28 protein-coding genes are annotated in these 26,977 nt (G+C 65.9%); 16 read left to right on the forward strand and 12 right to left on the reverse strand.

From position 1 onward, the window contains the following. Window positions 1-2: 2 nt before the first annotated feature. Window positions 3-452 carry a Zn-ribbon domain-containing OB-fold protein gene (locus D6M19_RS08050; RefSeq protein ID WP_123024665.1) on the reverse strand — a complete coding sequence of 150 codons (450 nt, stop codon included), beginning with the start codon at window positions 450-452 and terminating at the stop codon, window positions 3-5. A 55-nt stretch (window positions 453-507) separates the two neighbouring features. On the opposite strand from D6M19_RS08050, the gene D6M19_RS08055 reads away from it, so the two are divergent. The 4 genes from D6M19_RS08055 to D6M19_RS08070 are packed head-to-tail and all read left to right on the forward strand — an operon-like array spanning window position 508 to window position 3,269. Then, window positions 508-927 carry a nuclear transport factor 2 family protein gene (locus D6M19_RS08055; RefSeq protein WP_123024666.1) on the forward strand — a complete coding sequence of 140 codons (420 nt, stop codon included), beginning with the start codon at window positions 508-510 and terminating at the stop codon, window positions 925-927. After that, complete coding sequence (locus D6M19_RS08060) at window positions 924-1,727, forward strand: SDR family NAD(P)-dependent oxidoreductase (protein WP_164478383.1); 804 nt, start codon at window positions 924-926, stop codon at window positions 1,725-1,727. Before D6M19_RS08055 ends, D6M19_RS08060 begins: the two co-directional genes overlap by 4 nt. A 1-nt stretch (window position 1,728) precedes the next feature. Then, window positions 1,729-2,751: a zinc-binding dehydrogenase gene (locus tag D6M19_RS08065; protein ID WP_206428475.1), complete on the forward strand. Its 1,023-nt coding sequence runs from the start codon at window positions 1,729-1,731 to the stop codon at window positions 2,749-2,751. Then, the gene (locus tag D6M19_RS08070; RefSeq protein ID WP_123024668.1) at window positions 2,748-3,269 is read left to right on the forward strand and encodes a VOC family protein; all 522 of its coding nucleotides are present in this window, start codon (window positions 2,748-2,750) and stop codon (window positions 3,267-3,269) included. The genes D6M19_RS08065 and D6M19_RS08070 overlap by 4 nt, the downstream gene beginning before the upstream one ends. A gap of 20 nt (window positions 3,270-3,289) precedes the next feature. Here D6M19_RS08070 and D6M19_RS08075 read toward each other — a convergent pair whose 3' ends face one another. Further along, on the reverse strand, window positions 3,290-4,006 hold the full coding sequence (locus D6M19_RS08075) for an enoyl-CoA hydratase/isomerase family protein (protein WP_164478384.1): 717 nt from the start codon (window positions 4,004-4,006) through the stop codon (window positions 3,290-3,292). 81 nt (window positions 4,007-4,087) lie between these two features. Here D6M19_RS08075 and D6M19_RS08080 point away from each other — a divergent pair, with 81 nt between their 5' ends. The 8 genes from D6M19_RS08080 to D6M19_RS08115 all read left to right on the forward strand — a co-directional run bounded on the left by D6M19_RS08080 (window position 4,088) and on the right by D6M19_RS08115 (window position 13,342). Further along, window positions 4,088-5,623, forward strand: a complete 1,536-nt coding sequence (locus tag D6M19_RS08080; RefSeq protein ID WP_123024669.1) for an AMP-binding protein — start codon at window positions 4,088-4,090, stop codon at window positions 5,621-5,623. Window positions 5,624-5,661: 38 nt separating this feature from the next. Next, the gene (locus tag D6M19_RS08085) at window positions 5,662-6,852 is read left to right on the forward strand and encodes an amidohydrolase family protein (protein WP_123024670.1); all 1,191 of its coding nucleotides are present in this window, start codon (window positions 5,662-5,664) and stop codon (window positions 6,850-6,852) included. Beyond that, window positions 6,849-8,312: a FadD3 family acyl-CoA ligase gene (locus D6M19_RS08090; protein ID WP_268812304.1), complete on the forward strand. Its 1,464-nt coding sequence runs from the start codon at window positions 6,849-6,851 to the stop codon at window positions 8,310-8,312. Before D6M19_RS08085 ends, D6M19_RS08090 begins: the two co-directional genes overlap by 4 nt. 145 nt (window positions 8,313-8,457) lie before the next feature. Next, on the forward strand, window positions 8,458-9,330 hold the full coding sequence (locus D6M19_RS08095; RefSeq protein ID WP_123024671.1) for an Rv1363c family protein: 873 nt from the start codon (window positions 8,458-8,460) through the stop codon (window positions 9,328-9,330). Next, entirely contained in the window at window positions 9,327-9,956 is a 630-nt protein-coding gene (locus D6M19_RS08100; protein ID WP_234834752.1) for an Rv1363c family protein, read from the forward strand. The genes D6M19_RS08095 and D6M19_RS08100 overlap by 4 nt, the downstream gene beginning before the upstream one ends. A gap of 14 nt (window positions 9,957-9,970) precedes the next feature. Next, on the forward strand, window positions 9,971-10,921 hold the full coding sequence (locus D6M19_RS08105) for an enoyl-CoA hydratase/isomerase family protein (RefSeq protein WP_123024672.1): 951 nt from the start codon (window positions 9,971-9,973) through the stop codon (window positions 10,919-10,921). A 4-nt stretch (window positions 10,922-10,925) separates the two neighbouring features. After that, window positions 10,926-12,065 (forward strand): CoA transferase, encoded by a 1,140-nt coding sequence (locus D6M19_RS08110; RefSeq protein ID WP_123024673.1) that lies wholly within the window; start codon window positions 10,926-10,928, stop codon window positions 12,063-12,065. Continuing rightward, window positions 12,059-13,342 carry an amidohydrolase family protein gene (locus D6M19_RS08115; protein WP_123024674.1) on the forward strand — a complete coding sequence of 428 codons (1,284 nt, stop codon included), beginning with the start codon at window positions 12,059-12,061 and terminating at the stop codon, window positions 13,340-13,342. Before D6M19_RS08110 ends, D6M19_RS08115 begins: the two co-directional genes overlap by 7 nt. On the opposite strand, the gene D6M19_RS08120 is transcribed toward D6M19_RS08115, so the two are convergent. The 4 genes from D6M19_RS08120 to D6M19_RS08135 form a co-directional block, all read right to left on the reverse strand. Next, on the reverse strand, window positions 13,335-13,865 hold the full coding sequence (locus D6M19_RS08120; RefSeq protein ID WP_123024675.1) for a DoxX family protein: 531 nt from the start codon (window positions 13,863-13,865) through the stop codon (window positions 13,335-13,337). The genes D6M19_RS08115 and D6M19_RS08120 overlap by 8 nt on opposite strands. Window positions 13,866-13,946: 81 nt before the next feature. Beyond that, window positions 13,947-14,369 carry a PPOX class F420-dependent oxidoreductase gene (locus D6M19_RS08125; RefSeq protein WP_123024676.1) on the reverse strand — a complete coding sequence of 141 codons (423 nt, stop codon included), beginning with the start codon at window positions 14,367-14,369 and terminating at the stop codon, window positions 13,947-13,949. A 223-nt stretch (window positions 14,370-14,592) separates the two neighbouring features. Next, window positions 14,593-15,090: an AfsR/SARP family transcriptional regulator gene (locus D6M19_RS08130; protein WP_164478385.1), complete on the reverse strand. Its 498-nt coding sequence runs from the start codon at window positions 15,088-15,090 to the stop codon at window positions 14,593-14,595. 76 nt (window positions 15,091-15,166) lie between these two features. Next, window positions 15,167-16,165, reverse strand: coding sequence for an NAD-dependent epimerase/dehydratase family protein (locus D6M19_RS08135; protein WP_123024678.1), 999 nt, complete (start codon window positions 16,163-16,165; stop codon window positions 15,167-15,169). A gap of 62 nt (window positions 16,166-16,227) precedes the next feature. Between D6M19_RS08135 and D6M19_RS08140 the strand changes: the two genes are divergently transcribed. Continuing rightward, window positions 16,228-17,517, forward strand: coding sequence for a low temperature requirement protein A (locus D6M19_RS08140; RefSeq protein ID WP_164478386.1), 1,290 nt, complete (start codon window positions 16,228-16,230; stop codon window positions 17,515-17,517). A 160-nt stretch (window positions 17,518-17,677) separates the two neighbouring features. Then, a complete protein-coding gene (locus D6M19_RS08145) occupies window positions 17,678-18,097 on the forward strand; it encodes a ChaB family protein (RefSeq protein WP_123024679.1) in 420 nt (139 codons plus the stop codon). Between the two features lie 3 nt (window positions 18,098-18,100). Here D6M19_RS08145 and D6M19_RS08150 read toward each other — a convergent pair whose 3' ends face one another. Further along, window positions 18,101-19,378, reverse strand: a complete 1,278-nt coding sequence (locus tag D6M19_RS08150; protein WP_123024680.1) for an MFS transporter — start codon at window positions 19,376-19,378, stop codon at window positions 18,101-18,103. A 292-nt stretch (window positions 19,379-19,670) separates the two neighbouring features. Between D6M19_RS08150 and D6M19_RS08155 the strand changes: the two genes are divergently transcribed. Beyond that, entirely contained in the window at window positions 19,671-20,441 is a 771-nt protein-coding gene (locus D6M19_RS08155) for a MerR family transcriptional regulator (protein WP_234834753.1), read from the forward strand. Between the two features lie 3 nt (window positions 20,442-20,444). Here the strand turns inward: D6M19_RS08155 and D6M19_RS08160 are convergent, their stop codons facing one another. The 5 genes from D6M19_RS08160 to D6M19_RS08180 form a co-directional block, all read right to left on the reverse strand. Further along, entirely contained in the window at window positions 20,445-21,245 is an 801-nt protein-coding gene (locus tag D6M19_RS08160) for an ABC transporter permease (protein ID WP_123024681.1), read from the reverse strand. Next, the gene (locus D6M19_RS08165) at window positions 21,245-22,084 is read right to left on the reverse strand and encodes an ABC transporter permease (protein ID WP_123024682.1); all 840 of its coding nucleotides are present in this window, start codon (window positions 22,082-22,084) and stop codon (window positions 21,245-21,247) included. The genes D6M19_RS08160 and D6M19_RS08165 overlap by 1 nt, the downstream gene beginning before the upstream one ends. 38 nt (window positions 22,085-22,122) lie before the next feature. Beyond that, complete coding sequence (locus D6M19_RS08170) at window positions 22,123-23,307, reverse strand: ABC transporter substrate-binding protein (protein WP_123024683.1); 1,185 nt, start codon at window positions 23,305-23,307, stop codon at window positions 22,123-22,125. Between the two features lie 2 nt (window positions 23,308-23,309). Then, the gene (locus D6M19_RS08175; protein ID WP_123024684.1) at window positions 23,310-24,407 is read right to left on the reverse strand and encodes an ABC transporter ATP-binding protein; all 1,098 of its coding nucleotides are present in this window, start codon (window positions 24,405-24,407) and stop codon (window positions 23,310-23,312) included. Between the two features lie 98 nt (window positions 24,408-24,505). After that, window positions 24,506-25,666, reverse strand: a complete 1,161-nt coding sequence (locus D6M19_RS08180; RefSeq protein ID WP_123024685.1) for an epoxide hydrolase family protein — start codon at window positions 25,664-25,666, stop codon at window positions 24,506-24,508. Between the two features lie 228 nt (window positions 25,667-25,894). On the opposite strand from D6M19_RS08180, the gene D6M19_RS08185 reads away from it, so the two are divergent. Next, window positions 25,895-26,626, forward strand: coding sequence for a DUF1906 domain-containing protein (locus tag D6M19_RS08185; RefSeq protein WP_407665314.1), 732 nt, complete (start codon window positions 25,895-25,897; stop codon window positions 26,624-26,626). Window positions 26,627-26,977 lie beyond the last annotated feature (351 nt).

Below are 26,977 nucleotides of genomic sequence, written 5' to 3' on the forward strand. Positions count from 1 at the left end.
CTCTAGACCGGCTGGAAGGCGAACGTGACGAGCTCGTTGCCCTCGTCATCGGTGGTGAACGGGATCATGGTCAGCTCGACATCCATGCCGAACTGCAGCTTCTCCGGATCGTTCTCGGTGAGCCGGCCCTCGACGCGGATGACGTCGTCGAGCTGCACAAGTCCCACTCCGAAGGGGACGAAGTCCTTGCCGGTCGGACCCTTGTACGGCGCTCCCGGCGGAAAGCCCTGCGTCGTCCACGCGACCAGCGTTCCCCGACGAGGCAGGTTCACATCGGACATGTCGCCGCCACTGCACCTGGGGCAGCGCTGCTGGACGGGGAAGGTGGTGGCGCCGCACGTACCGCAGCGGCTGCCGATCAGCTGCGGGCTCTCGTCGGGCCAGGTTGAGATCTCGGGCGCGAGCGCCTTCTGCGGTGTCGACACCAGGCTGACACTAATCGGAAATGACATTCTCGTCCAGAGAGAACACGCGGTCCAGACCATGGCATTGGGTTAGCCTGCCCGTGTGGATGCCGACAGGACAGCGATCACCGACGTGCTCATCCGCTACGCAACCGGAATCGATTCGAAGAACTGGGCGCTGTTCCGCAGCTGCTGGACCGACGAGGTCGACCTCGACTACGGCGAGGTCGGAACGTTCACCGACCCCGACGCCTTCACCGACTTGTTCGCACAGCTGCACAACCCGATGGGGCCCACATATCACCGACTCTCGAACTTCGTCATCGACGTCAACGGCGACACGGCGACCGCACGCACCTACGTACACGCCGTGCTCATGGTGACTCCGGACGACAAAGGCCCATGGGTCGACGTCATCGGACACTACGACGACGAACTCGTGCGCGGCACCGACGGATGGCGAATTCGCCGTCGCACCACCAACACTCCGCGGATGCTCACCGGGGGTGGCGCGCCATCGTGACGGATGATTTCGCGCAGCGCTACGGTCCGTGGGCCGTCATTGCAGGCGCGTCTGAGGGAGTCGGCGCCAGCCTGGCCGACCAATTGGCCGAACGCGGGCTGAATCTCGTGCTGATCGCCCGTAGTGAGGCGCTGCTCGACGAAGTCGCGGCGGGAGTGCGCGAACGCCATGGCGTCGAGGCCAGAGCTGTTGTACAGGACTTGACGGATTCAGAGGTGGCGGCGAAGTTGGCCGCAGCGACTGACGGGCTCGAGATCGGGCTTGTCATCTACAACGCAGGCGCAACCGATCGAACGACCTCGTTCCTGGAAAACGGCTTCGACCATGCGCTCAAGCAAATCAAGCTCGACTGCATCGGCCCCGTCGCGCTGGTGGACCAATTCGCGCCCGCCATGTGCGATCGCGGGCGGGGCGGCATCGTGCTGGTCGCATCACTGGCTTGTGTCGCGGGCTCGGCGACCCTGGCGGTCTACTCGGCGGTCAAGGCGTTTCAGCACAATTTCGCCGAGGGGCTCTGGGCCGAGCTGCGTGAGTTCGGCGTCGAAGTGTGCTGCACACCTCTCGGCGCGACATATACGCCCGCGCTGCAGCGGATGGGTATCCGGTACGACCCTGCGATGCAGATGCTGTCGGAGGACGTCGCACGCGAGATCACGGAGAACATCGGCAACGGGCCCGTCCACGTCGTCGGCGAGAACAACCGGGCGGTGGCATCCCAGATATGGACGGTCGACCGTCGCACGTTGGTCGAGATGATGAGCGCAGCCTCAATCGATTTCGCGAGCAAGAGCGAGACCTGAGATGCGCGCGGTGGTACTTCGTGACGGGAAGCTGGATGTGCGCGAGACGGCAGACCCGTCGCCCGGGCCGGGCGAACTGCTGATCAAGCCGCTCAGCGCGGCGATCTGCGCGTCCGACGTGCACTACATGGACCATCCGAACTCGGCCGACCGGTTCGTGTGGGACTCCGACCGGGACACCATCATGGGCCACGAGTTCATCGGTGAAGTCGTCGGCCACGGTCCGGACTGCTCGGGAGACATCCCGGTCGGTGCGCGCGTCACCAGCCTGCCGATCATGATCCGGCACGGCGAGGAGCCGCTCGTGATCGGGCACCATCCGGATGCGCCAGGTGCCTTCGGTGAGCTGATGCTGGTGTCGGAGGTGATGGCACGGAAGGTGCCCGACGACGTCCCGAACGACTCTGTGGCGGTGGTGGACGCTTTCGCGGTGGGCGAGTTCTACGTTCGCTGTTCGGGAATCAAGCCCGGCGAGCTGCCGCTGGTGATCGGCGCTGGCGCGATCGGCCTGTCCACCGTGGCCGCGCTGGCCGCACGCGGCGTCGCCCCGATCGTGGTGTCCGACTACAGCGCCGACCGGCTGGCCTACGCGAAGAAGTTCGGCGCCGACATCCTGGTCGACCCGTCATCGCGCGATCCGTACGAGGTATGGCGAGAGACGTTTCGGACCAACAACTTCCAGACGACCCAGGTCATTTTCGAATGTGTCGGCCGCAACGGTCTGCTGCAGAGTATCGTCGAGAATTGCGAGTTCATGGCGCGGGTGTACTCCGCGGGTGGGTGGTACGACGCGGGGACGATCGACTGCACCGCTGCCACCCACAGGGGCGTGACGATGCAGTTCGGCGGCGGACCGCATCCCCAAGACTGGTACGGCACGCTGAACGCGGTGACCGAGGGCCGGCTTGATCCGTCACCCTGCATCGGCAGGATCATCGGGCTCGACGACGTGCCTGGCGCCATCGAGCAAGTGCGCAAAGGCCAGGGGCCGCCGCGTGTCGTCGTGCATCCGAGCGCCTCATGACGGCCCTGCCGGGTCCGGTTCGCCAGATGGGTTACGTGGTAACCGATCTGGACCAGGCGATGGCCGGATGGCTGGAGCTCGGCGTCGGCCCCTGGTTCGTGATCCGCGGCCTGCCCCTGCGCGCCGACTATCGCGGCGAACCGTGTGAGACCACGCTGTCGCTCGCCTGCGCCAACAGCGGCGAGATGCAGATCGAGCTGATCCAGCAGTTGGATACCACGCCGAGCATCTTCACCGAGTTCCTCGCGGCCCATGGCCCAGGCTTACACCAGCTGGCTTACTGGACAACGGATTTCGCAGCCACGATGAGCGAGGTGAACAAGGCCCGCTGGCCAGTCGTGTGGTCTGGCGGCGAAGGCTACGGAGTGCGGTTCGCCTACGTCGAGCCACCGAATGCGCCTGCGGCCGTCATCGAGATCTCCGAGCTCACCGAGGTAACGGCTGCGAACGCGATATTCATCCACGACGCCGCGGCTGAGTGGGACGGCACGAACCCGATTCGGGTGCTTGGCGGCTAGCCTTCTCAGCGCGAGGAGACTTACTTGTCGCGCTTCATCACCTTGTCGGCGGCGGTCCAGTGCTCGTCAGAAACCCACAACCGCGCAAAGGCGGAGACGGCCTCGGTGGTGGTGACGCCGCGCATCACGCGCTTGATCTCGCCCGCGGGACGGTGGGCCAGTGCCTTGGCGATCTTGCGCGACTCGGCAGCGAAGGACTCGCGTGGGATCAGGTGGTCGACCAGCCCGCTGCGTTGCGCCTCCTGCGCGGTCAGGATCATGCCCGTACCCGCAAGAAGCAGGGCCTTGCTGAAGCCGACCAACGCGACGAGGCGCTCTGCGCCGCCCCACGCGGGCATGATCTCGAGCGTCACCTGGTTGAACCCGATCTTGATGTCGTCGGCGGCCAGCCGGATGTCGGCCGCCACCGCCACCTCGGCGCCGCCGCCGAGCGCGTGCCCGTTCAGCGCCGCGATGGTCGGGCCGCTGAAGCCTGCGATGCGGTCGCAGATCGAGCGCATCCGCCATGCCATCGCGCCTGCCTCGCGTTCGGTACGAAGTGCGCTGAGCTCCTTGAGATCGCCACCCGAGACGAATGCGCGATCGCCTGCGCCGGTGATGGCCAGTGCGGACGCCCCCTCGGCCCCGTCGAGCGCCTTGTCGAACTGGTCCATCGTCTCCAGTGAGATGGCATTGCGGGCGTGCGGGCGGTCGATGGTGATGACCGCCAAACCCTCATCCATCTCCAGGTCGACCACGAGTCGTTCTCCATCTGCGGCATTGGCATTCTCTCTAGCGGAGAATAGCATCACGACTGAACGGAGGTGCCTCGGCGCGCGATGCGAAAAATCCCTGTAGAGCTGACCAAACGCTATGAGGACGAGGGGTGGTGGCGGCCCGAAACACTTGGCGATCTGATCGCCGACGGCCTTGCCGCCAGCCCGGCAACCGGCTTCGTCGTGCACTCGGCCGTGCGGCCCTTCGAGGGCACGTTCGCCGACGTCGAACTGCGGGCGCGCAGGCTGGCTGAGGGGCTGCGCCGGCGCGACGTCGGGCCGGGTGATGTGGTGGCGTTGCAGCTGCCGAACTGGATGGAGGCCGCGGCGGCATTTTGGGCATCGGCGTTCCTCGGTGCGGTCGTGGTGCCGATCGTGCACTTCTACGGCCGGAAAGAACTGACCCACATCATGAAAACCGCCCGGCCGAAGGTGTTCATCACCGCCGAGGAGTTCGGGCGGATGAAATACCAACCGGACCTGTGCGCGGACGTGCCGATCGTCGGGTTGGTCGGTAGCACATTCGACGAGTTGCTGGCCGATGAGCCGCTGGCGGGCACCATTCCCGCCGATCCGGCCAGCCCAGCGCTGATCGCCTTCACCTCGGGCACGACAAGCGACCCGAAGGGCGTCATCCACAGCCATCAGACGCTCGGCTTCGAGACCCGCCAGCTGCATGCGAACTACCCGCCGGACCGCGGAAGGCAGCTCACCGCAACGCCCGTCGGTCACTTCATCGGCATGCTGGGCGCGTTTCTCATCCCGGTGCTCGAAGGCGCGGCGATCGATCTTGCCGACGTGTGGGATCCGGGCAACGTGCTCAAGCTCATCGAGACCCACGGCCTGTCGATCGGCGGCGGCCCGCCGTACTTCGTCACCAGCCTGATGGACCATCCCGACTGCACTCCCGAACACATGGCGCACTTCAAAACCGTCGGCTTCGGCGGGTCGACGGTGCCCAACGCGGTCACCCGCAGGCTGGCCGACATGGGGATCTTCGTATTCCGGTCCTACGGAAGTTCCGAGCATCCGTCGATCACGGGATCGTGTCGCGATGCGCCAGAGGACAAGCGGCTCTACACCGACGGCAATGCCCGACCGGGGGTGGAGGTCCGGCTCGGGCCCGACGGCGAGATCTACAGTCGCGGACCCGATTTGTGCCTGGGCTACACCGACGACGCGTTGACGGAGCAGGCCTTCGACGACGACGGCTGGTATCGCACCGGCGATGTCGGTGTGCTCGACGACGACGGGTACCTGACCATCACCGACCGCAAGGCCGACGTCATCATCCGCGGCGGTGAGAACATCAGCGCTCTCGAGGTCGAGGAGCTGCTGCTGACGATGCCCACCGTCGCGGAAGCCGTCGTGGTGTCCGCGCCCGACGCCAGGCTCGGCGAGCGCGCAGCCGCCGTCCTGCGGGTCAAGCCGGGGCAGAGCATGCCGACGATGGCCGAGGTGCACGAGCACTTCGCGCGGATCGGCGTTGCGAAGCAGAAATGGCCCGAGGAGTTACATGAAGTCGACGACTACCCCCGCACCGCGAGCGGCAAGGTGCAGAAGTTTCTCGTGCGCCAGCACATTGCGTTGAGCAAGTAGTGAGAATAGGATTCTCTCAAGACGATAAGGAGTGTTTCATGGGGCAGCTTTCGCATCGCGTCGATATACCGTTTCCGCTGTTCGACGCGGACAACCACCTCTACGAGCCGCCGGAGGCGATGACCAAGTACCTACCCAAGGAGTACAAGGACGTCGTCCAGTACGTGGAGATCAACGGCCGCACGAAGATCGCGCTGAAGGGCCTGATCAGCAACTACATTCCCAACCCCACCTTCTCGGTGGTCGCAAGGCCCGGCGCCTGGGAGGAGTACTTCAAGTTCGGCAACCCCGACGGTAAGAGCAAGCGCGAGCTGTTCGGTGAGCCGATGAGGGCGATCCCGGCGTTTTTCGAGCCCGCTCCCCGCATCGAGAAGATGGACGAGCTGGGCATCGAGCGCTCGCTGATGTTCCCGACGCTGGCCAGCCTGATCGAGGAGCGCCTCAGCGACGACCCGGTCGCCATCCACGTCCTCATTCACGCGCTCAACCAGTGGCTCGACGAAGTGTGGGGCTTCAACTACCAGAACCGCATCTTCACCACGCCGGTGATCACCCTGCCCATCGTCGAGAAGGCGATCGAGGAGCTGGAATGGTGTGTCAAGCGCGGTGCCCGCGCGATTCTGATCCGCCCTGCGCCGGTGCCCGGCTTCCGCGGCCCGCGGTCGTTCGCGCTGCCCGAGTTCGACCCGTTCTGGGAGCGGTGCGTCGAGTACGACGTCTTCATCGGCATGCACTCGTCGGACAGCGGTTACTCTCGCTACACCTCCGAGTGGGACGGCGCCGCCCAGGAGATGCTGCCGTTCCAGACCAACGCCATGTCGATCCTCAACGAGTGGCGTCCGATCCAGGACGCGGTCGCCTCGTGGGTGATCCACGGCGCGCTCTTCCGGTTCCCGAAGCTGAAGGTGGGCATCGTCGAGGCCGGGTCGAAGTGGATGTTCCCGCTGCTGGACTCCATGGCCGAGGTGTGGAAGAAGGCTCCGGAAGCCTTCGCGGGCAACCCGATCGAGGAGATCAAGAACCGCATCTATGTCAGCCCGTTCTACGAGGAGGGCATCGACGATCTGATCAACCTGATCGGCGTTGACCAGGTGCTCTACGGATCCGACTGGCCGCATCCTGAGGGTTTGGCAGAGCCGACCCACTACGTGACCGCGCTCGAGCACCTCTCACTGGAGGATCAGGCGAAGATCATGGGCGGCAACCTGGGCCGCCTAGTCACGGTGTGACGCGCGGCGACGGCCAACGCTGGCAGACCATCCCCGAGATGGTCCTGAGTGCGGCCGACCGCTTCGGCGATGCGGAGGCGGTCGTCGACGGTCCGCTGCGGTTGTCCTTCGCCGAGGTCGTCGACCGGATTCGGTGCGCCGCAGGGGCATTCAGGGACCTCGGCATCGCCAAGGGGGAGCGGGTCGCCGTCTGGGCGCCCAACTCTGCGGAGTGGATGATCGCGGCGTTCGGTCTGCTCACCGCGGGCGGCGTGCTCGTTCCCGTCAACACGCGGTTCAAGGCGGAGGAGGCCGCCGACATCATCGGTCGCAGCGGCGCCAAGGCGGTACTGATCCAAAAGGGCTTCCTCGACCAGGACTACGCCGCCCCTTCGGGTGTGCCGGTGATCGATTTGAAGTCCGACTTCCTCTCCAGCGGTTCGCCTTTCGCGAACGAGGTGGGCGGCACCGACATCTCCGACATCATCTACACATCGGGCACCACCGGCAGGCCCAAAGGTGTGATGATGAATCACCGTCAGAACCTTCGCCTGTACGCCGAATGGTGTGAGCTGGCCGACCTGCGCGAAGGCGACCGCTATCTCATGATCAACCCGTACTTCCACACCTTCGGGTTCAAGGCGGGGCTGATCGCGTCGTTCACCCGCGGCGCGACCATGGTTCCGGTTCCCGTGTTCGACGTCGACCGCGTAGTGGAACTGATTGCGGCCGAACAAATCACGATGCTGCCCGGGCCGCCCACGCTGTATCACTCACTGCTGGGCGTCGAGGACAAGAGCAAGCTGAAGACGCTGCGGGCCGGGGTGACCGGGTCGGCGGACATTCCGGTCGAGCTGATCCGACGGGTGCACGAGGAGCTGCCGTTCCAGACGCTGGCGACCGGCTACGGCCTGACCGAAGCGGGCACCGTGACGCTGTCGCGGCCGGGCGACTCGTTCACCGATATCGCCACCACCGCGGGCGTGCCGTGCGACGGGGTAGAGGTGCGTATCGCCGACGACGGCGAGGTGCTTGTCCGCGGCTACAGCGTCATGCAGGGTTATCTTGACGATCCGGTCGCCACAGCAGAAGCGATCGACGACGACGGCTGGCTGTACACCGGTGACCTCGGCAGGTTCAACGACGACGGCAGGCTGCTGATCGTGGGCCGCAAAAAGGACATGTTCATCGTCGGCGGCTTCAACGCCTACCCCGCCGAGATCGAGGGTTTCCTGCTCGAGCATCCCGCTGTCGCGCAGGCGGCGGTCATCGGTGTGCCCGACGACCGCCTAGGACAGGTCGGCAAGGCATTCGTGGTGCTCAAGGGTGGCCAGGGGGACACGTTGACGGCCGAAGAAGTCGTGTCGTGGAGCAGGGACCGGATGGCTGGTTTCAAGGTGCCGCGGTACGTAGAGTTTCTGGACGAGCTGCCGCTGAATGCGACAGGCAAAGTGATGAAGGACCAACTGATCGGGAGATAGCCCAAGCGCCCGCACAGCGCGTAAATAGCATTTCCGCAGGACATGCTTAAAATTTGCCGCCTTGCGCATCATGTATCGTCGCGGCGATACCGAAATAGCAAACGCCATTCTCATTGAACAAAGTGCTTACCGGACAGGAGGTTGCATGCGGTCCCGGAAGCAAACTCCGCCGGAACTCAACGGCGACCACATCGACGACTCGGCTGAGGAGCCGGATTCGGCCGCCGTCGACGCGCTCGCCCTCGCGGAAGAGGCGGAGGCCGAGGCCGCAGAGGCCGAAGCCGCCGCTGCCGCTGCGCGTGCGCGAGCGAAAGCCCTGCGGCTGCGCCGGGAAGCCGAGGCCGAGGCCGCCAAGGCGGCAGAGACCGTCAAGGCGACAGAGACCGTCAAGGCGACAGAGACGGTCGCGCAGTCCGACGACGACACCGAGCAAGACGACGACGCAGACGAAGAAAATAAGGAAGGCGGCGCCGTCGCCGAGGAATCCGTGAAGGACTCCGCCGGCGCCGAGCGTCGAGGCGTGCGGATACCGCTGCCGTCGTGGAAGGCTGTCGCGGCCGCACTGACCATCCTCATCATCGCCGCCCTGCTCGCCGTTTCCGGCTGGATGTTCATGGGTCACAAGAAGGCGCAGGCCGAGCAACAACGCAGGGCCGAGTTCGCGGCCGCCGCTCGGCAGTCCGTCGTGACGCTGATGTCGCTGGACTACAACAGGGCCAAGGAAGACGTTCAGCGCATCATCGACAACTCGACCGGCCAGTTCAAGACCGACTTCGAGAACACGAGAGACGATTTCGTCAAGGTGGCCACCGATTCCAAAGCGATCACCGAGACCAATGTGACCGCAACCGCCGTCGAGTCGATGACCAACGACACCGCGACCGTTCTCGTCGCGGCCACGTCGCGCGTCACCAACGCCGCGGGCGCCAAGCAGGAGCCCCGAGCGTGGCGGCTCAGCGTGGACCTGGCCCGAGACGGCGGACAGTTGAAGCTGGCGAAAGTTGAGTTCGTACCGTGAGCGCTGAGCAGGACGCCCCCGACGTCGCTGTGACCGACAGCGACGAGCCCACGTCAACAGCCACCGAGGCAGAAGCCATCGAGACGGCAAAGGCGACGCCAAAGCCGAAACGCGACCTGGTCGGCCGGGTCAGGCAGGGCGCCAGGAAGCAGTGGGCGACCATCGCGCTGGCGTTGGCGCTCGTCGCGGCCGCAGGCCTGGCGGCGTGGACGTTCTTCTTCGTATACCAGCCGGACCGCGAGACCGACACCGCCGCCGCCGATTCCGCGATCAAGGCGGCATCCGACGGCACCGTCGCGCTGCTGTCGTACTCGCCGGACAGCCTCGACAAGGACTTCGCGACCGCCAAGAGCAAGCTCACCGGCAGCTTCTTGTCCTACTACACCCAGTTCACCGAGCAGATCGTGGCGCCGGCGGCCAAGCAGAAAGCCGTGAAGACGGAGGCGGCGGTGGTCCGGGCCGCGGTTTCGGAGATTCACCCCGATACGGCAGTGGTTCTGGTGTTCATCAACCAGACCACCGAAAGCAAGGACCGGCCCGACGCTAGCTTCATCAACAGCGCTGTGCGGGTCACCATGCAGAAGGTCGACGGCGGCTGGCTCATCTCGTCCTTCGACCCGGTGTAGCGCCGTGCGGGGCCGTGCTCGTCATTGACCTCGGCGACCCGCCGACCGGTTCGCCTGCCCCGACCGGGGTGGTCGTGGCGGTCGGATCCACCGCCGACATCGCGTCACCGGCCGCCCAGCCGTGGGTCGAGCACGCCACCTTCGCCCTGACCGAGGACAAAGTCTCCGATCGACGGGTCATCACCGTCGCATCGGCGGCGGCCGCGGTCACAGAGCTGACCACCCGGTTCGAGATGTGGCCGCAGGCCGCGACCGTGTGCGACGAGGTATTGCGGTCGGTCGATCCGGCCGCGCCTGCGCTCGCGGGGGTGATCACGGAATCGCTCGCGTACTCGACGCTGCAGTCGGGTGGCGAGTTCGCGGCGTGGCTGCAGCAGCGCGGACCCGCAACGGCGCCGGTCTTGCCGGACCCTGTGGTGGCCGAGCGGGACGGCGACACGCTGCACATCCGGTTCAACAGGCAGGCGAGGCACAACGCCTTCTCCAACGATGCCCGTGCGGCGCTGCTCGAGGCACTCGACATTGCCCGTCACGACCCGTCGGTCGACGAGGTGATCCTGTCCGGCAACGGGCCGTCGTTCTGCAGCGGCGGCGACCTCGCCGAGTTCGGCTCGTTCACCGACCCGGCCAGCGCGCACATCGCACGCGTCCGGCACAGCCCGGCCCTGATCCTCGATGAACTCACCGCGAGGCTCGGCATGCGCTGCCGCGCGCGGGTGCACGGCCAGGTGCTGGGCAGCGGGCTGGAGATGGCTGCATTCTGCGGCTGGGTGGAGGCGCACCGCGATTCGGTGCTCGGCCTGCCCGAGATGAGCCTCGGACTGATCCCCGGAGCGGGGGGAACCGTCAGCGTGCCGCGACGAATCGGCCGGTGGCGCACGGCGTACCTGGTGATGTCCGGCCGCACGATCGACGCGCGCACCGCGCTCGACTGGGGTTTGGTAGATGCGATCGAATTGGCATAGACCGATGCAGAATGGCGTGGTGGGCTCGTTGGGCATCCCCGACGCCGTGTTCGCCCGTGCGCGGCGGGTAGCCGACGGCATCGGCCGCAGTGCGGCGGACCTCGGTGGCGCCGTGAGCGTCGATGCCGACGAGCTCCTCACCGGGCGAGCGGGACTGCTCCGGCTGGCGCCGGCCGGGCGAATCTCGGCAGGCGGTTCGACGCGGCTGCTGGCCACCAGGGACGGCTGGTGTGCTGTCACGTTGTCGCGCGCCGACGACATCGAGGCGGTTCCCGCACTTCTCGAACTGGCCGAACAACCAACCGACGTGTGGGCGGCGTTGGCCGCCGCGGCTGCGGTCCGGGCTGCCGACGAGTTCGTCGCACGGGCACGGATGCTCGACCTGCCTGCCGCGGTACTCGGTGAAGTCGATTCCACGCCAACGCGATTCGTGCCTACCTGGCACTGCGCGGCACGGGCGGTACCCGAACTCCTGGTGGCCGACCTCTCGTCGATGTGGGCGGGCCCGCTGTGCGGGCGCCTACTCGCTGCGGCCGGGGCGACTGTCGTCAAGGTGGAGGGCCGCGGCAGGCCCGACGGCACCCGGCAGGGAGACCCCCGATTCTTCGACTGGATGAACGCGGCAAAGTTGTCCTATGCCATCGATTTCCGCGACGATGACCTGCGCCCACTGCTGGCGGCCGCCGACGTGGTGATCGAGGGATCGCGACCCGCCGCGCTGATCCGGCGTGGTCTCGGTCCCGATCAGGTGCGGGGTCGCGACGGCCGGATCTGGCTGCGGATCACCGGATACGGCACCGAAGGGGAGCGCGCCGACCGGGTCGCCTTCGGCGACGATGCCGCTGTTGCAGGCGGTCTCGTCGGCGATGGCGTCGAATTCATCGGAGATGCGATCGCCGACCCGCTGACCGGCTTGGCGGCAACCCGTGCCGTGCTCGATTCGCTCGGGCGTGGCGGCGGCGAGATCGTGGAGACCGCCCTCGCGGGGGTGGCCGCCGACTATGCCGCGTTGCCGCTCACCGACGGATCGAAAAGCGCTGAGCCACCGCGGATCCCCGACCCGCCGCAGGTGCATGCACCCGAGCTCGGCGCGGACAACCGGCGCGTGCGCGAGCTCATCGAGGCCAGGCTCGCCACATGCTGATACGCCGCGCCCGCTTGCCGGACGATCGGGTCGTCGACATCCGGGTCGACGAGCGCATTGTCGAAGTGGCCGACCGGCTCGACCCGCTGGACGCCGAGCAGGCGATCGATGCCGACGCCGCTGTCGTGCTGCCCGGGCTGCACGACCATCACCTGCACCTGCGGGCGATGGCCGCTGCACTGGACTCCCTCGTGGTCGGGCCGCCGGACGTCCGGACGAAAGCGCAACTGGCGCAGGCATTGAAATTCGCCGAGCCTGGGCCAGACGGCTGGATCCGCGCCATCGGGTACCACGCCTCGGTCGCAGGTGAGCTCGACCGCGAACAGCTCGACACCCTCGTCGCCGGCGCACCGGTGCGCATCCAGCACCGCAGCGGCGCGATGTGGATCCTGAACTCGGCCGCGCTGACCCGCGTCGGGCTGGCCGATCATCCGGACGGCAGGCTGCACAGCGCCGACGACTGGGCGGACGCGCTTCCACGCCGAGTGACCGCGCTCGCCGATATCACCCACCGGCTGGCCGGCTACGGCGTCACCGGAATCACCGATGCCACACCGGATCTCACTGCCGACGACGTGGTGACACTCTCACTGGCGCACAAGCGCGGCGAGATTCCGCAACGGCTGCATTTCCTTGCGCCCGGTAAGCGAATCCTGCACGACGACCGGCTCGACGTCGACGAGCTCATCGGTTGGGTTGGCGATCACCACGACGGCGATGTGCCGGTGGCGTTGCACTGTGTCACCCTCGCCCAACTGGTCGTCGCGCTCACCGCCTTGCGGTCGGCGGGCATTCACCCGCAGGACCGCATCGAACACGCGGCCGTCGTCCCCGACGACATGATCGCCGACCTGGCCGAGGCCGGGGTCACCGTCGTCACCCAGCCGAACTTTGTCGCCGAACGAGGCGAACACTATCTGCGCGACGTGCCGACCGACGATCATCCCCAGCTGTGGCGGGTGGCATCGCTTCTACGCGCAGGCATCCCGTTGGCCGCGAGCACCGACGCACCGTTCGGGGGGATGGACCCGTGGTCAGCGATGCGAGCCGCGGTTCATCGCAGCACCCCGGGGGGAGAGGTCCTCGGCCTCGACGAGCGGATCTCCGCGCAGGAGGCGCTGCGACTGTTTCTCGGTCACCCTGACCGCCCGTCGGTGCCCCGCACCGTCGACGTCGGTCAGCCGGGCGACCTCATCGTGTTGACGCCGGGCGCCGATGTGGAGACGCTGGCGTCCGACATGGTCGCCACCACCATCATCGGGGGACGGGTCAGTTAGCGTCGGCCGGTTGTGGTGGCCGGTAGAAGAGCACGAGCTGACCGATGCCACCGGCCAGGCCCAGCCCGGCCGCGATCAGCAATCCCCACCAGCCGTGCAGAAAGTCGTAGATACCGGTGCCGGAGAACAGTGCGTGATCCAGGCTGAACCGGCCTGCGCCGAGCCCGGCCAGCGCGACCGCACTGACCGCGAGGATCAGGTTGTACTCCCACCCCTCTTTGACGATGAAGAAGCCGTTCGGGCGGTGCACCGTCCACGCCGCCACCAACATAAGCGCGACGAAACCCGCGGCAGGGATCGGGGTGAGCAGCCCGACGGCCAGCCCAAGGCCCGCCGCCATCTCGGTGGTCGCCGCGATGCGGGCGTGCAACACGCCGGGCTTCATTCCGATGCTCTCGAACCAACCCGCGGTGCCGGGTATCCGGCCGCCACCAAAGAATTTGTTGTATCCGTGTGCCGCCATGGTGAGGCCGAGGCACACGCGAAGAATCAACAGCGCAGTGTCGTGGGCGTAACCGTTCATGACTGACAAACCTAGTTCATTGTGTAAAGCATGGTGCCGGCCACCGTCCTGATCCCTGGCCCGGCATCGTCGCGCGACGGACTATTCAGCCAGGTTGAACGCCTTGAGTACCTTGGTCGGCCGCAGCCGGACCACCAGCTCGCCCGGCACGCCGTTGCGGCGGCCGTATTCGTCGGCACGGTCGGCACCCATGTACCGGGCGCCGGTCCGCGTCGCGATGTCGACCAGGTCGGCCGGATCCTCGCTGATCGTCACGGTGCCCTGCACCTGCACGAAGGCATACGGCGGCCGCTGGTCGTCCACGCAGATCACCGCTCGCGAGTCACGGGCCAGTGCACGGCCTTTGGCGGTGTCCTTGCCGGTGTTGAAGGCCAGTTCGCCGTTGTCGACGACGAACCAGACGGGTGCCACCAGCGGGCGGCCGTCGGACGCCGTGTAGCCGAGCTTCCCGGTCCGGGTGCCGTCAGAAATGAAAGCGATAACGTCGTCGGTGAGTTCGTCCACCCGGGAAAGGCTAGTGCTAGTCCTCTGCGTGCCGCTCGTAGTCCCAGCGTTCGAGCCGCGCCTGCAACTCGTGGACGCCGAGCGCGGCGATCGGCGCCGCCAGGCTCAAGATCACGAGTAGGGCGTTCATGGCTCTCGTCCAATCTCTGTCGTGTGTATCTATTTGACGATGAAAGCCTAGGAATCGTTCACAGCGACACGCGCGCGTAGTGCACTACCTGTCTTATTCGCGCGAACCCATGAGTGCGTCGAGTGCGTCGAGTCGCAGCTGGCGGTAGGTCGCGCGGGCGTGGGCGTTCCAGTCGTCGGTCCATCCGTCCAGCAGGGCGCCCTCCCGCAACAGGGGGAGCAGCTCGGCGGTGAGGTCGCGGTCCGGATGCGCCCGTTCGGAATGACCCACCAGCTGCCCGATCAGATCCACCGATTCATACCAGTCCACCGAGACGTCGGGTGCGAGGGCGATCGATTGCGGCGTGACAACCATCAGGGTGTCGGCGCCCATCGGCCGCAGCCGCCACAGCGTGGTGCGCAACCGGGCCGTCGCCCGGTCCGGCCGCGTCGTCGGCCACAGTGTTCGGCACGTCCAGCTACGGGGCACAGCTCTGCGTTTCAGCGCGACAAGCGCGACCAGACGCTGGCACGAGGGCGGCAGGTCGAGCAGCTGCCCGTCGCGGTAGACCTCGAAGCCACCAAGCATCGTGACCGTGAACTGTTCGGACATCGCGACCTGCCTTCCGCCTGACCGGCTTCTGCAGTTGATGATGCGAAGCCCGGGTCGCGGTGGCATGCGTAGTCGACTACCTGTTTCGTCGAAGCTCCAAGTAGAAGACCGCGGCGCGACGGATCGCGTCGTGCACCGGCGCGGGCCGCCAGCCCAATTCCCGCTCGGCCTTGCCATGATCCATCGGCGGCATGACGTTCAGCAGCCGCACGCTTTGGCTGCACAGCTTCATATCGAGCCGCAGCACCGTCCGCATGACGTCGCCAAAATATCCCAGTGCGTACATGACACGAAGGGGGACACCGAATTTCGGCGGGCGCGCACTCACCGCGGCGGCGGCGGTCTCAGCCAGCTCGCGGGCACTGAGCATGCGCTCGGAGACGATGTAGCGCTCACCGTTGCGGCCCTTCTCAGCGGCCAGCACCAGCGCGTCGGCGGCATCCTCGATGCCGACCACTTCGTTTGCGACCCCCTCGACGTAGAACGGCACCTTGCCGCTCGCGGCGGCCGATACGAACATGCCGTGCGGTGTCGGGCCGAAATCACCGGGGCCGTAGGTGTTCGACACGCACATGGCGACGGCGGGCAGGCCCTTCTCCCGCGCGTAGCGCAACACGAGGTTCTCGGCCTCGACGCGCGAGCGAATGTAGCCGCCCGCCCTTTCGCCCCAGTTGAACGCGTCCGCCTCCGTCGCAGGACCGTCGTCGCGCAGACCGATCGTGGTGAACGAGCTGGTGAACACGAAGCGATGCAGGTCGGCAGCGACCGCCGCATCCAGAACATGCCGCAGCCCTTCGACATTGGTGCGAAACAGCGGAGTCGGGTCGCGCAGCCACGCGCGGGTGTCCACCGCGCAGTAGAAGACGTCGTCGCAGCCCGTCATGGCGGCGGCCAACGCGGCGTCGTCGAAGATGTCGCCGTAGCAGCGTTCGACGTTCAGGTCGTCGATGGCCGCCGTCGAGCTCGTGGTCCGGATCAGCACGCGGACGTCGTCGCCGCGCTCGACAAGGGCCCGGCTGACGTGCGAGCCGAGGAACCCGCTGGCGCCGATCACCAGCTTCTTCTGTCCGGCCATCGAGCAAATGTAACCGGGGGCGCCTGGACAGCGCCGCTACGGCTGGGCAAACTCTGCAGGTCATGAGTGAGGTTGAGTCGCACCGGCCCGAAAAGGTCGAGGTGCACCGCGTCCGCAGGATGTCCGGCCGTGATCCCCACGAGGTGCATCGGTCCGCGACACCGCTGGAGCTGCTGTTCGACCTCACGTTCGTGATCGGGTTCGGCATCGCGGCCTCTGAGTTTGCCCATCAACTCGCAGAAGACCACGTCGGGACGGGGCTGGCCGCCTTCGCGTTCGCGACGTTCTCCATCTGCTGGGCGTGGATCAACTTCAGCTGGTTCGCCTCGGCCTACGACACCGACGACTGGATCTACCGGCTGACAACGATGCTGCAGATGGTCGGCGTCATCATCCTCGCGCTGGGTCTGCCCGCGATGTACGCCTCGATCGCCGAAGGCGGCGACGTCGACAACCGGGTGATGGTCGCCGGCTACGTGGTGATGCGAATTGCCCTGGTGGCGCAGTGGTTACGTGCGGCAAGGCAGGACCCGCAGCGGCGAGCGGCATGCCTGACCTACGCCACCGTCGTCACCGTCGCGCAGATCGGCTGGATCGCGATGATCCCGGTCAGCACGTCGATCGTCACCACGTTCGTGTGGGCGGCGATGTTGGTCGCCTTCGAGATGTTCGGGCCGTGGCTGGCCGAACGGCGCATGGGCGGCACACCGTGGCACGCCCATCACATCGCCGAACGCTATTCACTGCTCACGATCATCGCGCTCGGTGAGGGTGTCGTTGGCACCGTCGCCTCGCTGTCGGCGGTCGTCTCGGCGCAGGGCTGGAGTGTGGCCGCCGTCCTGGTCGCGGTCGCAGGCACCGGTCTGACGTTCGGCATGTGGTGGGTGTACTTCATCGTGCCGCAATCACAGCTGCTGCACGCTCGTCGCGAGCTGTCCTTCCGGTTCGGCTACCTGCACATCGTGGTGTTCGGGGCGATCGTGGGTACGGGCGCCGGCCTGCACGCCGCCGCCTACTACGTCGAGCACCACTCGAAGCTCGATGCGCCTGCCACCGTGCTCTCGGTGGCGGTGCCGGTGGCGATCTACATCGCCGCCGTTTATCTGCTCTACGCCTCTTTGGTCCGGGTGCGGGACGCCTTCCACCTGCTCCTCGTCGTGCTCACCGTCGCGGTGCTGGTGGCGGCGGTGCTGCTCGTCGGCTGGGGCATGTCGATGGCCAACGCGCTGATGATCGTCATGCTGGCGCCTGCGGTGACCGTGGTGGGCTACGAGCTGCTCGGTTATCGGCACGCCGAGGAAGCCATCGCTGCCCGTTTAGCGGCCGACGGGCCGGGTACATCCACCTCGTAGCCGTCCGAAGTCGCGCGGGATTGCAACCGGCACCATTGTCTCGCGAGGGCGAGCACTCGAGTCGTCTGGTCAAGAAAGCGGCTGTCACTCATCTGGGATCGACGAACCAACCTCGCGACTTCGGCGGTTCACACCTCTGGCCACGACGCAGGAGCACGCCATGCCGAAGACCACGTCACGGGGCACCGCCAAGGCGAGCGAGTTGCCGAGCACACTGCGCAAGTCGTCCGCGAAGGCGCAGCGGACCTTCGCCAAAGTCCATGATGCGGCCCTCGAGCAGTACGGCGAAGGCGAGCGGGCCTACCGGGTCGCCTACGACGCGCTGAAGCACAGCTTCGAGAAAGTCGGCGACCACTGGGAGCCGAAGGTTCAAAAGGGCCCGTCTGACACGCGAGCGCGCAGCGGTGGCCCGAATCCCTCAGGCACGTCGGCAGAAGGCGTCGATGCCAATGCCTCGAAGGCGCACCTGATGGGCATCGCACGGCGCCTGGACATTTCGGGTCGATCGACCATGAGCAAAATCCAGTTGGTGAACGCGATCAAGAAGGCCAACCGGCGGGTCACCAGCCGCAACAGGTAGCCGTTACCCCGTTGCCGCGGGCGCCGTCGGGTGAGGCTCGAAGCCCTCCAACAGCTTTCGTTCCTCCCGCAACTGTTTGCGCGCCTTCTTACGGGTGATCAGAATGCCGACCGTCGCTATCGCCCAGATCGCGTACTGAACCGTCCACGCGAGCCGGAACGAGTCGAACGAATAGCCGCCCACCACCCCGATCACCAGGCCCATCGCCTGCATCACCAGCAGGGAGGCCAGGAAGCCACCCATGTTGACCATGCCCTGGGCGGTGCCGAGTGTGGCGCTCGGATTGAACGTACGCGCGAAGTCGAAGCCGACCATCGAACCAGGGCCACCGACAGAGATGACGATGACGAGCAGCGTCAGCAGCCAGAGCGGCGCGGCCGACGGCAGTGCCAGCACGACAGTCCAGACTGCGGCGTTACTCGCGATGATGGCCAGCACCAGCCGTGACCGTCGATGCGGCCGTCGTCCGGTGAAGATGCCGATGACGATTCCGGACAGGATCGCCGCGGCGACCGAAAGGGTGAGCAGCATGCCCGCGACGTGAACCGAAAGCCCTTGCCCGACGGTCAAATAGGGCAGGCCCCACATCAGCGCGAAGACGGTCACCGAGAATTGCGTGCCCATGTGGGTGAAGAAGCCCAATCGGGTCCCTGGTCGCAGCCAGACGGTTTTGACGCTGACCAGGATCTCGCGCACGGAGGTCGACGGCGGTCCGGCGGCCCTGCCGTTCGGGGTGTTTTTGACCAGGCCCAACGTCAGCGCGATCGACACGACGCCGAGCGCGACCACCGACAGATATGCCGTGGTCCACCCCTCACCCGCGAGCAGCGCCAGGAACGGCAGCGCAGAGAGCACTTGGCCGAGCTGGCCGCAGATGCCCGTCAGCTGGGTCACCAACGGAACCTGGTCCGGCCGGAACCAGTGCGGCACCAGCCTCAGCACCGAGATGAACGTGACCGCGTCGCCGAGCCCGACCACCGCGCGGGCGGCGATCGCGGCGGGCAGCGCCTCGGTGAACGCTAGCGTCAGCTGGCCAGCGGCCATCAGCGTCGCGCCAGAAACAATCAGCACCTTGGAGCCGAAGCGATCGAGCAGCAGTCCCGCGGGCACCTGCGCGCCCGCGTAGACGACGATCTGCAGCACGACGAACGACGACAGAACGCCGGGGCCCGCGGTGAACCGGTCGCCGGCCTCAAGGCCGGAGACGCCGAGCGTGGTGCGGTCGAGGACGGCGACGATGTATGCCAGGAGTCCGGTGGCCCAAACGATCCAGGGACGCACGCGGAACCTCTCTTAGCAGACTTTGTCTTGACAACTTGCCGCTCCATCGTCCCGTAGCGACATGTCGATGCGCCAATTCATTGCCGGTGAGATCACTCACCGGGTCGTCGGGAATAGTCGATGGATGCGTCGCAAAATTGGCTGAAACTGCACACCCGCGTCGTGTTCGAAAGCCGGAATCGGATAAATACGCAGATGAGTGGCTTTTAGAGCGCAATCATTAATTTCTGACCGAACCCGCCGTGACTTCGCTCAAGATCGCTCTTCGCGTACTACAGTGTGGGCATGCCCGATGTCCGCCCCCGTCAATGTGTGGTGCGTCTCGTTGGCTGAGTACCAACTGGACGAGCTCGCACGGATCTCGGGAGTCAGTCCGCGCAATATCCGCGCATACCGTGAGCGCGGGCTGCTCGACCCGCCCCGGCGCCAGGGCCGGTCGGCGTTCTACGACGACTACCACCTGTCCCAGCTGAAAACCATCAACCAGCTGCTTCGCAAGGGTTTCAACAGCGCGCACATCGCCGAGTTCTTCGCCCGCATGCGCGAGGGCCACGACTTGGCGGCGATTCTGGGCGTCCAGCAGGCGATTCTGGGCAGCAAGGCCGACGATTCCGTCGCCGAGCCCGCGGCTCTCGATATCGATCCCGATGGTGACGAGGCCCAGCGGCTGGTGTCGTGCGGGCTTGCCGAATTCGTCGAGAACTCGGTTGCCCTCGTTCATCCGGCGATAGCCGAGATCGTCACGCGTTCAACGGATCAACTCTCCTCCGTTCAGATGATTTTGCGGGTGGTCGATTCCACCGGCGGCACGATCGACGAACTGGCGGCCACACTGGTTGGCGCGATCGAGGAGGCCGTCACCGCCCGCTACGGGTCCGGGTATGTGCCCAAGCCGCAAGAGTCCGACGAGGTGGCCGCGCTCATCGCGGACTACCGTGATCTCGGCATCGCACTCGCCACCCACCTGCTCGACAAGGGATTGCGGCGGCACATGGTGTCTGCCTTCTCCGACTACACCACCGGGATCGGGGCCCGCGGGAACTGGATACCGGCCGGCTCCTAGAGCTCACACCCGCGTTGTCGCGGGGTCGCCGCCGAACCTCTGGGCCAGCCACACCGGGATGATCGCAACCACGGTCAGGGCCGCCGCGACGACGTTGATGACCGGAGCCTGGTTGGGCCGGAACAGGTTTCCGAAGATCCAGATCGGCAGCGTCTGCACCGTCGGACCCGCGGTGAACGTCGTCACCACTATTTCGTCGAAGCTGAGCGCAAAGGCCAGAATCGCGCCTGCGACGAGCGCGCCGCGCATCATCGGGAAGGTCACGTAACGGAAGGTCTGCCACGGCGAGGCGCCGAGGTCAGCCGACGCATCCTCCAGGCTGGCGCCCAGCCGCCGCAGCCTCGCCTGCGTGTTGTTGAACACGATGACGACGCAGAACGTGGCATGACCGACGATCACCGTCGCCAAGCCCAGCGTGACGCCGAGTGCCGACGTGAATGTCGCGTTCAGCGCGATACCGGTGACGATACCCGGCAGCGTGATCGGTAGCACCACAAGGAAACTGACGACCTCGCGGCCGAAGAACCTGTACCGCTGCACCGCGAACGCGGCCATGGTGCCGAGGACCAACGCGATCGCCGTCGCCCCGAGGCCAACCACCGCCGAATTGGCCAACGACGTCCACATCCCCTCGCTGTGCCATGCCACCACCCACCATTGCGTCGTGAAGCCGCTCGGCGGGAAGGCGAAGGTGCGCGATGAATTGAATGCGTTGACGAGCACCAGAGCCAACGGGGCATAGAGGAACAGAAGGATCAAAACGGTCCATGTCCGTACCGCATGCCGCGCACCGCCGGAGAGCATCAGACGTTCTCCAGCGCGCCGGTCCGGCGCATCGCCAGCAGGTACAGGATGATCGCGGCAAGCGGAATGATCGACAGCGCAGCGGCGAGCGGTTGGTTGTTGGCGGTCACCAACTGGCCGTAGATGACATTGCCCAGCAGTTGCGTCTTGCCCCCCACAATGGTCACCGCGATGTAGTCGCCGAGCGACAGCGAGAAAGTGAAGATCGAACCGGCGGCGATGCCGGGAAATACCAACGGCGCCATCACCATTCGCGCCGTCGACAGGTCGGAGGCGCCGAGGTCCGAGCTGGCATCGATCAATGAGTCGGGCACGCGGTCGAACGCCGCGAACACCGGGATGATCATGTAGGGCAACCACAGGTAGGTCAGCGTGATCACGGTAGCCGTCAGGCCGTATCCCGGTGTGTAGCCACCGGCCCACGCCAGCGGACCCTCAGGGGAGAGCAGCATCCGCCACGCGTACGCCTTCACCAGATAGCTTGCCCACAGCGGCGTCGTCACCGCGATCACCAACAGCAACCGCATTCGCGGCGAGGCCACCTTGGCCATGTACAACGCCAGCGGCACCGCCAGCACGATGCAGATCACCGTGACTACCAGGGCAACGCCGAGTGTGCGCAGCGTGGTGACCCGGAACACCGTCTCGGTGAACGCCGCCACGATGTTGTGGGTGGTGAACTTGTGTACCACCGCACCGGTGAAGCTGTTGGTGCTCCAGAACGCCGAGACGAGAAGCACCGCAAGCGATCCCAGGTAGGCCAGCACCAGCCAGGCCATCGGCGGGACCAGAAGAAAGACAAGCCCGGCGCGTCGCCGGAGCCGATGCGGCGGCGACATTCGAGTCAGCGTGGACACCGAGATCGGAGCGGCCTCTGTTACCCCTTGATCTGCTGCCACTTGGTGACCCACTCGTCGTAGGTCGTGCAGTTGTCACCGCTGCCGTCGACACAGTTCTTCTGTGGCGTCGTCCAGTAGTGGATCTGCGCCGCGTAGTCGGCGTCCGTCGCGTGGAAGATGTCGCAGAAGTCCTTCTCGGTGGTGTACTCGCACGCCTTGGTCTGGCCCGGTGCCTCGCCGAAGTATTCGGCCACCTGCGCGTTGATCTTCGGTGACGTGATCCAGTCCATCCACTTGTACATGCAGTTCGGATGCGCGGCCTTCGACGAGATCATCCAGGTGTCAGACCATCCCGTGGCACCCTCCTTCGGAAGCACGGTGTTGACCTGGACCTTGTTGTCGGTGCCGATCAGGTTGGCGATCACCTGCCAGGTGGTGCCGATCACCGACGTGCCGGACTCGAACGCCTGCACCTCTTTGGTGTAGTCCGACCAATACTCGCTGACGTTCTCGCGCTGCTTCTTGAGCAATTCGGCTGCGGCGTCAAGCTGCTGCGAGGTGAGCGAGTACGGATCCTTGATGCCCAACTCCGGCTTCGACTTCATCAGATACAGCGCCGCATCGGCGATGTAGATGGGGGAGTCGTATGCGGTCACCTTGCCCTTGTATTTGTCGGCGCCATCGAACACCGCACCCCATGAGTTCGGCGCGTCACGCACGACGTCGAGGTTGTACATCAACAGGTTGGCGCCCCAACCGTGGGGGATGCCGTACATCTGGCCGTCGACCGAGTTCCACGACTTGTCCTTGAGGAAGTCGGAGATCGTCGCGTAGCTCGGCACCAGGTCGGTGTTCACCGGCGCGACGTCGCCCGCGTAGATCAGCCGCAGCGTCGCGTCACCCGAAGCCGACACCCCGTCGTACTGCCCGGTGCGCATCAGCTGGACCATCTCGTCGGATGTGTTGCCCAGCTTGACGTTCACCTGACAGCCGGTCTCCTTCTCAAATGGCGTCACCCAGTCGACGGTCTTGTCGTTGGAGCCGTCCTCGGCATAGCCGGCCCACGCGATGAGGTTGAGCTCACCTTCGCCGTCACCGATCGAGCTCAGCTTCTCGAGCTTCGGCGGGGCCTCACCCGTGCCGGACTCCTCGGAGCCCGAACACCCGACGATCAGCGCGGCGCACGCGCCGAGCACAAGACCCATCCGGACGGTTGCTTTCATGGCTACTCCTCGTTTGACAGTTGATGAAGGGCTTTTTCGGGCCACGCCAACGTGATTGGGGTGCCATGCGTAAGGTCCGGCGGCAACCAGGTGCTGGCCGTGAGCACGGTCGCGGTCAGGGTGATCCCCGAGGGGGTCGACGCGGCGATCTTCGTGGTCGGGCCGGCGTAGATGACCTCGAGGACCGTCGCGTCCACCGTTCGGACGCCGGATACCGGATCGGTGCCCGGTGCGAAGACCGCGATACGTTCGGGCCGCACGACGAACGTGCCCGGTCGGCCGACGAGTGCCTGCGCGTCGGGTCCGTCGAGCACGTTTGAGGTTCCGACAAAGTCGGCGACGAACCGGTTCGCCGGGTTCTCGTAGACGTCGCGGGCCTTGCCGATCTGTTCGATGCGGCCGTTGTTGAACACCGCCAGCCGGTCGCACAGGGTCAGGGCCTCGTCCTGATCGTGGGTCACGATGACGAATGTGATGCCGACCTCGCGCTGGATCTCCTTCAGCTCGATCTGCATCTGTTCGCGCAGTTTGAGATCGAGTGCGCCGAGGGGCTCGTCGAGCAGCAGCACCCGGGGACGGCCGACCAGGGCGCGTGCCAACGCCACCCGCTGACGCTGACCGCCCGACAGCTGTGCGGGCTTCCGAGACGCCTCGCCGCTCAATCGGACCATGTCGAGCGCATCCGAAGTGCGCCTGCGGCGTTCGTCGCGCGCCACTCCTTTGACCTTCAGTCCGTACTCGACGTTTTGGGCGACGGTCATGTGGGGGAACAGCGCGTATTCCTGAAAGACGGTGTTGACGTCGCGACGCCGCGCGGGCAACGCGGTGACGTCGACGCCGCCGAGGCGGATCGTGCCCGCCGTCGGCTGCTCGAACCCAGCGACCATGCGCAGCACGGTGGTTTTGCCAGAACCGGACGGGCCGAGGATCGCGAACAGCTCCCCGTCGCCGACGTTCAGGTCTGCACCCTCGACGGCGACCACCCTGTGGCCGCGGCCGTCGCCGAACTCCTTGCGGACGCCGATGAGCTCGATCTGCGGATCGTCAACGGCGGCAGCGGGATCTACGCGCTGCTGGGCGCTGGCCATCCCTGAGGGCATTGGGAGATCCTACGAATTCCGCGGTCTACGCGCAGCGCCATTAGCGATTTCGGCGCGTTCCTCGACGCTGAGCGCACGTTTCCGCGCCGAATTCGCATTCAGGGGACTGTGGCGAAGAACGCCCTGATGTCGTCGACGAGCAACTGCGGCGTTTCCATCGCGGCGAAGTGCCCGCCGGTGTCGAAGTCGCTCCAATGGGTGATGTTGAACAGCCGCTCGCCGTATCGGCGAATTGCCAGATCGGCGCTGAAGACCGCGACGCCCGTAGGTACCGGCGAGGGGTCTGGCAATGCGCGGGTGTGCGTCGTCTCGTAGTAGAGATTGGCCGACGACGTCGCCGTACGGGTGAACCAGTACACGGCCACATTCGCCAGCAGTCGATCCCTGGGCACGGCATCGTCGGGCAGCTCCTTTGAAGCGTCCGTCCACTCCTTGAACTTCTCGACGATCCACGCCAACTGACCGGCCGGCGAGTCCTCGAGGCCGTAGCCGAGAGTCTGGGGCCGGGTGCCCTGAAGCCTGAAGTAACCCGTCATCTCCGCGGCCCAGGTTCGCGATCTGGCCACCCTGTCGCGTTCGCGGTCGGTCATCGACGCGAGGTCGTCGTCGGAGACGTTGCGGCCGGGGTTGAAGCCGAAGGCGGCCGCGTTGACGTGCACGCCGATGACCCGATCGGGCGCGAGACCGCCCATCAGCGGACCGATGAACGAGCCGTAGTCACCGCCCTGCACGCAGTACCGGTCGTAGCCCAGCCCGGCCATCAGCTTTGTGAACGCCGCCGCGATGCGATTGGCCGTCCAGCCGGCCCCCGACAGCGGGGTAGAGAAGCCGAAGCCGACGAGCGACGGGATGACGAGGTGGAACGCCTGGCCGGGGTCGAGGCCGTTGGCGCGGGGATTGCTCAGCGGACCGATGACGTCGAGGAACTCCACCACCGAACCTGGCCAGCCGTGCAGCAGGATCAGCGGCCGTGCGGCCGGTTCGGGTGACTCGATGTGCAGGAAGTGGATCGTCTGGCCGTCGATCTGGGTGCGGAACTGTGGGTAGGAGTTGAGCTCGGCCTCCTGGGCGCGCCAATCGAAGCCGTCGGCCCAATAGTCGGCCAGTTGCCTCAGGTAGTCGACGGGTGCGCCGCGCTGCCATGGTGTGCCTGGCAACTGCTCGGGCCAGCGCGTCGCGGCCAGCCGGGCCTTCAGGTCGTCCAGGTCGGCGTCGGGAATCGCGATGCGGAACGGCTCCAGGGTCAGCTGTGCGGTCACACCGCGATCATGCGGCAACGGCGGAGCGTTCGCGAGAAGGGCGCCACGTTGACTCTGCGCGCAGGGCGCAGAAGTGCGAGACGGCTAGACCCTCACCGCAGAGTCAACGCCGTGCGGCGTACATGCGGGCCCTGCGGCCGCTGGCGTTTCTGAGAATCTTGATGCAAGTGTGACCAGTGGCGTTGAAGTGAATATTGAGGTTTCTGTCGTACTCTGTGGCACGTGACGGTGCCCAATTCGGCCTCTCGGTCGGTGTCCCGTCGGACGGTCCTGAAGTACGCGGCCGCGGCCCCGGCGGTGCTCGCCGCGTCCTCGTTGCTGCCGCCGCCGCGGGCGCAGGCTGCGCCGCTCGGCATCCTGCTGGACTATGCGGCCGGGGTCATCAAGGCCGCCGATATCCGCGCCGCGGGTGCGCACGGAGCTATCCGCTATGTCTCCGATCGCAGGCCCGGCGGTGGCTGGATGCTCGGTAAGCCGATCCAGCTTCCCGAGGCCCGCGATCTGTATCAGAGCGGCCTGAAGATCGTCTCGTGCTACCAGTACGGCAAGCAGGACACCGCCGACTGGCTCGGCGGACAGGACGCCGGTGTCCGGCACGCCAAGCGAGGCTGGCAGTTGCATGTCGCCGCGGGCGGCTCGTATGGCGCCCCGATATACGCATCGATCGACGACGACCCGTCATATGAGCAGTACAAGCAGCAGGTTGCGCCCTATCTGCGGGCCTGGGAAACCGTGCTCGGCCATCAACGGGTCGGCGTTTATGCCAACTCCAAAACCATCGACTGGGCGCTCCAGGACGGTTTGGGCGCCTACTTCTGGCAGCACAACTGGGGTTCGCCGAAGGGTTTCGTCCATCCCGCAGCACATCTTCACCAGGTCGAGATCGACGAGCGTAACGTTGGCGGCATCGGAGTGGACATCAACCACGTCCTCAAGCCCCGGTTCGGCCAATGGGACTAAACCTTACCGATCAGTAATAAGCGTCAGCAAACTTTCTGGGTTGTCCGACGCCTCCGGCAAGACAAAATTCACCATTTTGTCGCTTCTGCAGCTGTCCGCGAAGCGCCGCGAACAAGGCGAAATTTTTACATAACGATTTGATAACAGTCATGCCTTGATCTGCACTGTTTGGCCTACTCGACCGTAACCACGTGCATGCAGGACGTTTGTCCTAGATGACTTCGGCGGTTGTCGAGGCCGGTGTTACCGAACGCGTGGTTACCCGCGCGTAGAACTCGCCAGTAACCATTTCAGGCGGAAAAATGACGCTTGCTCTTATGACACTCTTAGTACGGCTGGAGTGTCCGACGG

It is taken from the genome of Mycolicibacterium stellerae (assembly GCF_003719305.1).
Taxonomy (GTDB): Bacteria; Actinomycetota; Actinomycetes; order Mycobacteriales; family Mycobacteriaceae; genus Mycobacterium; species Mycobacterium stellerae.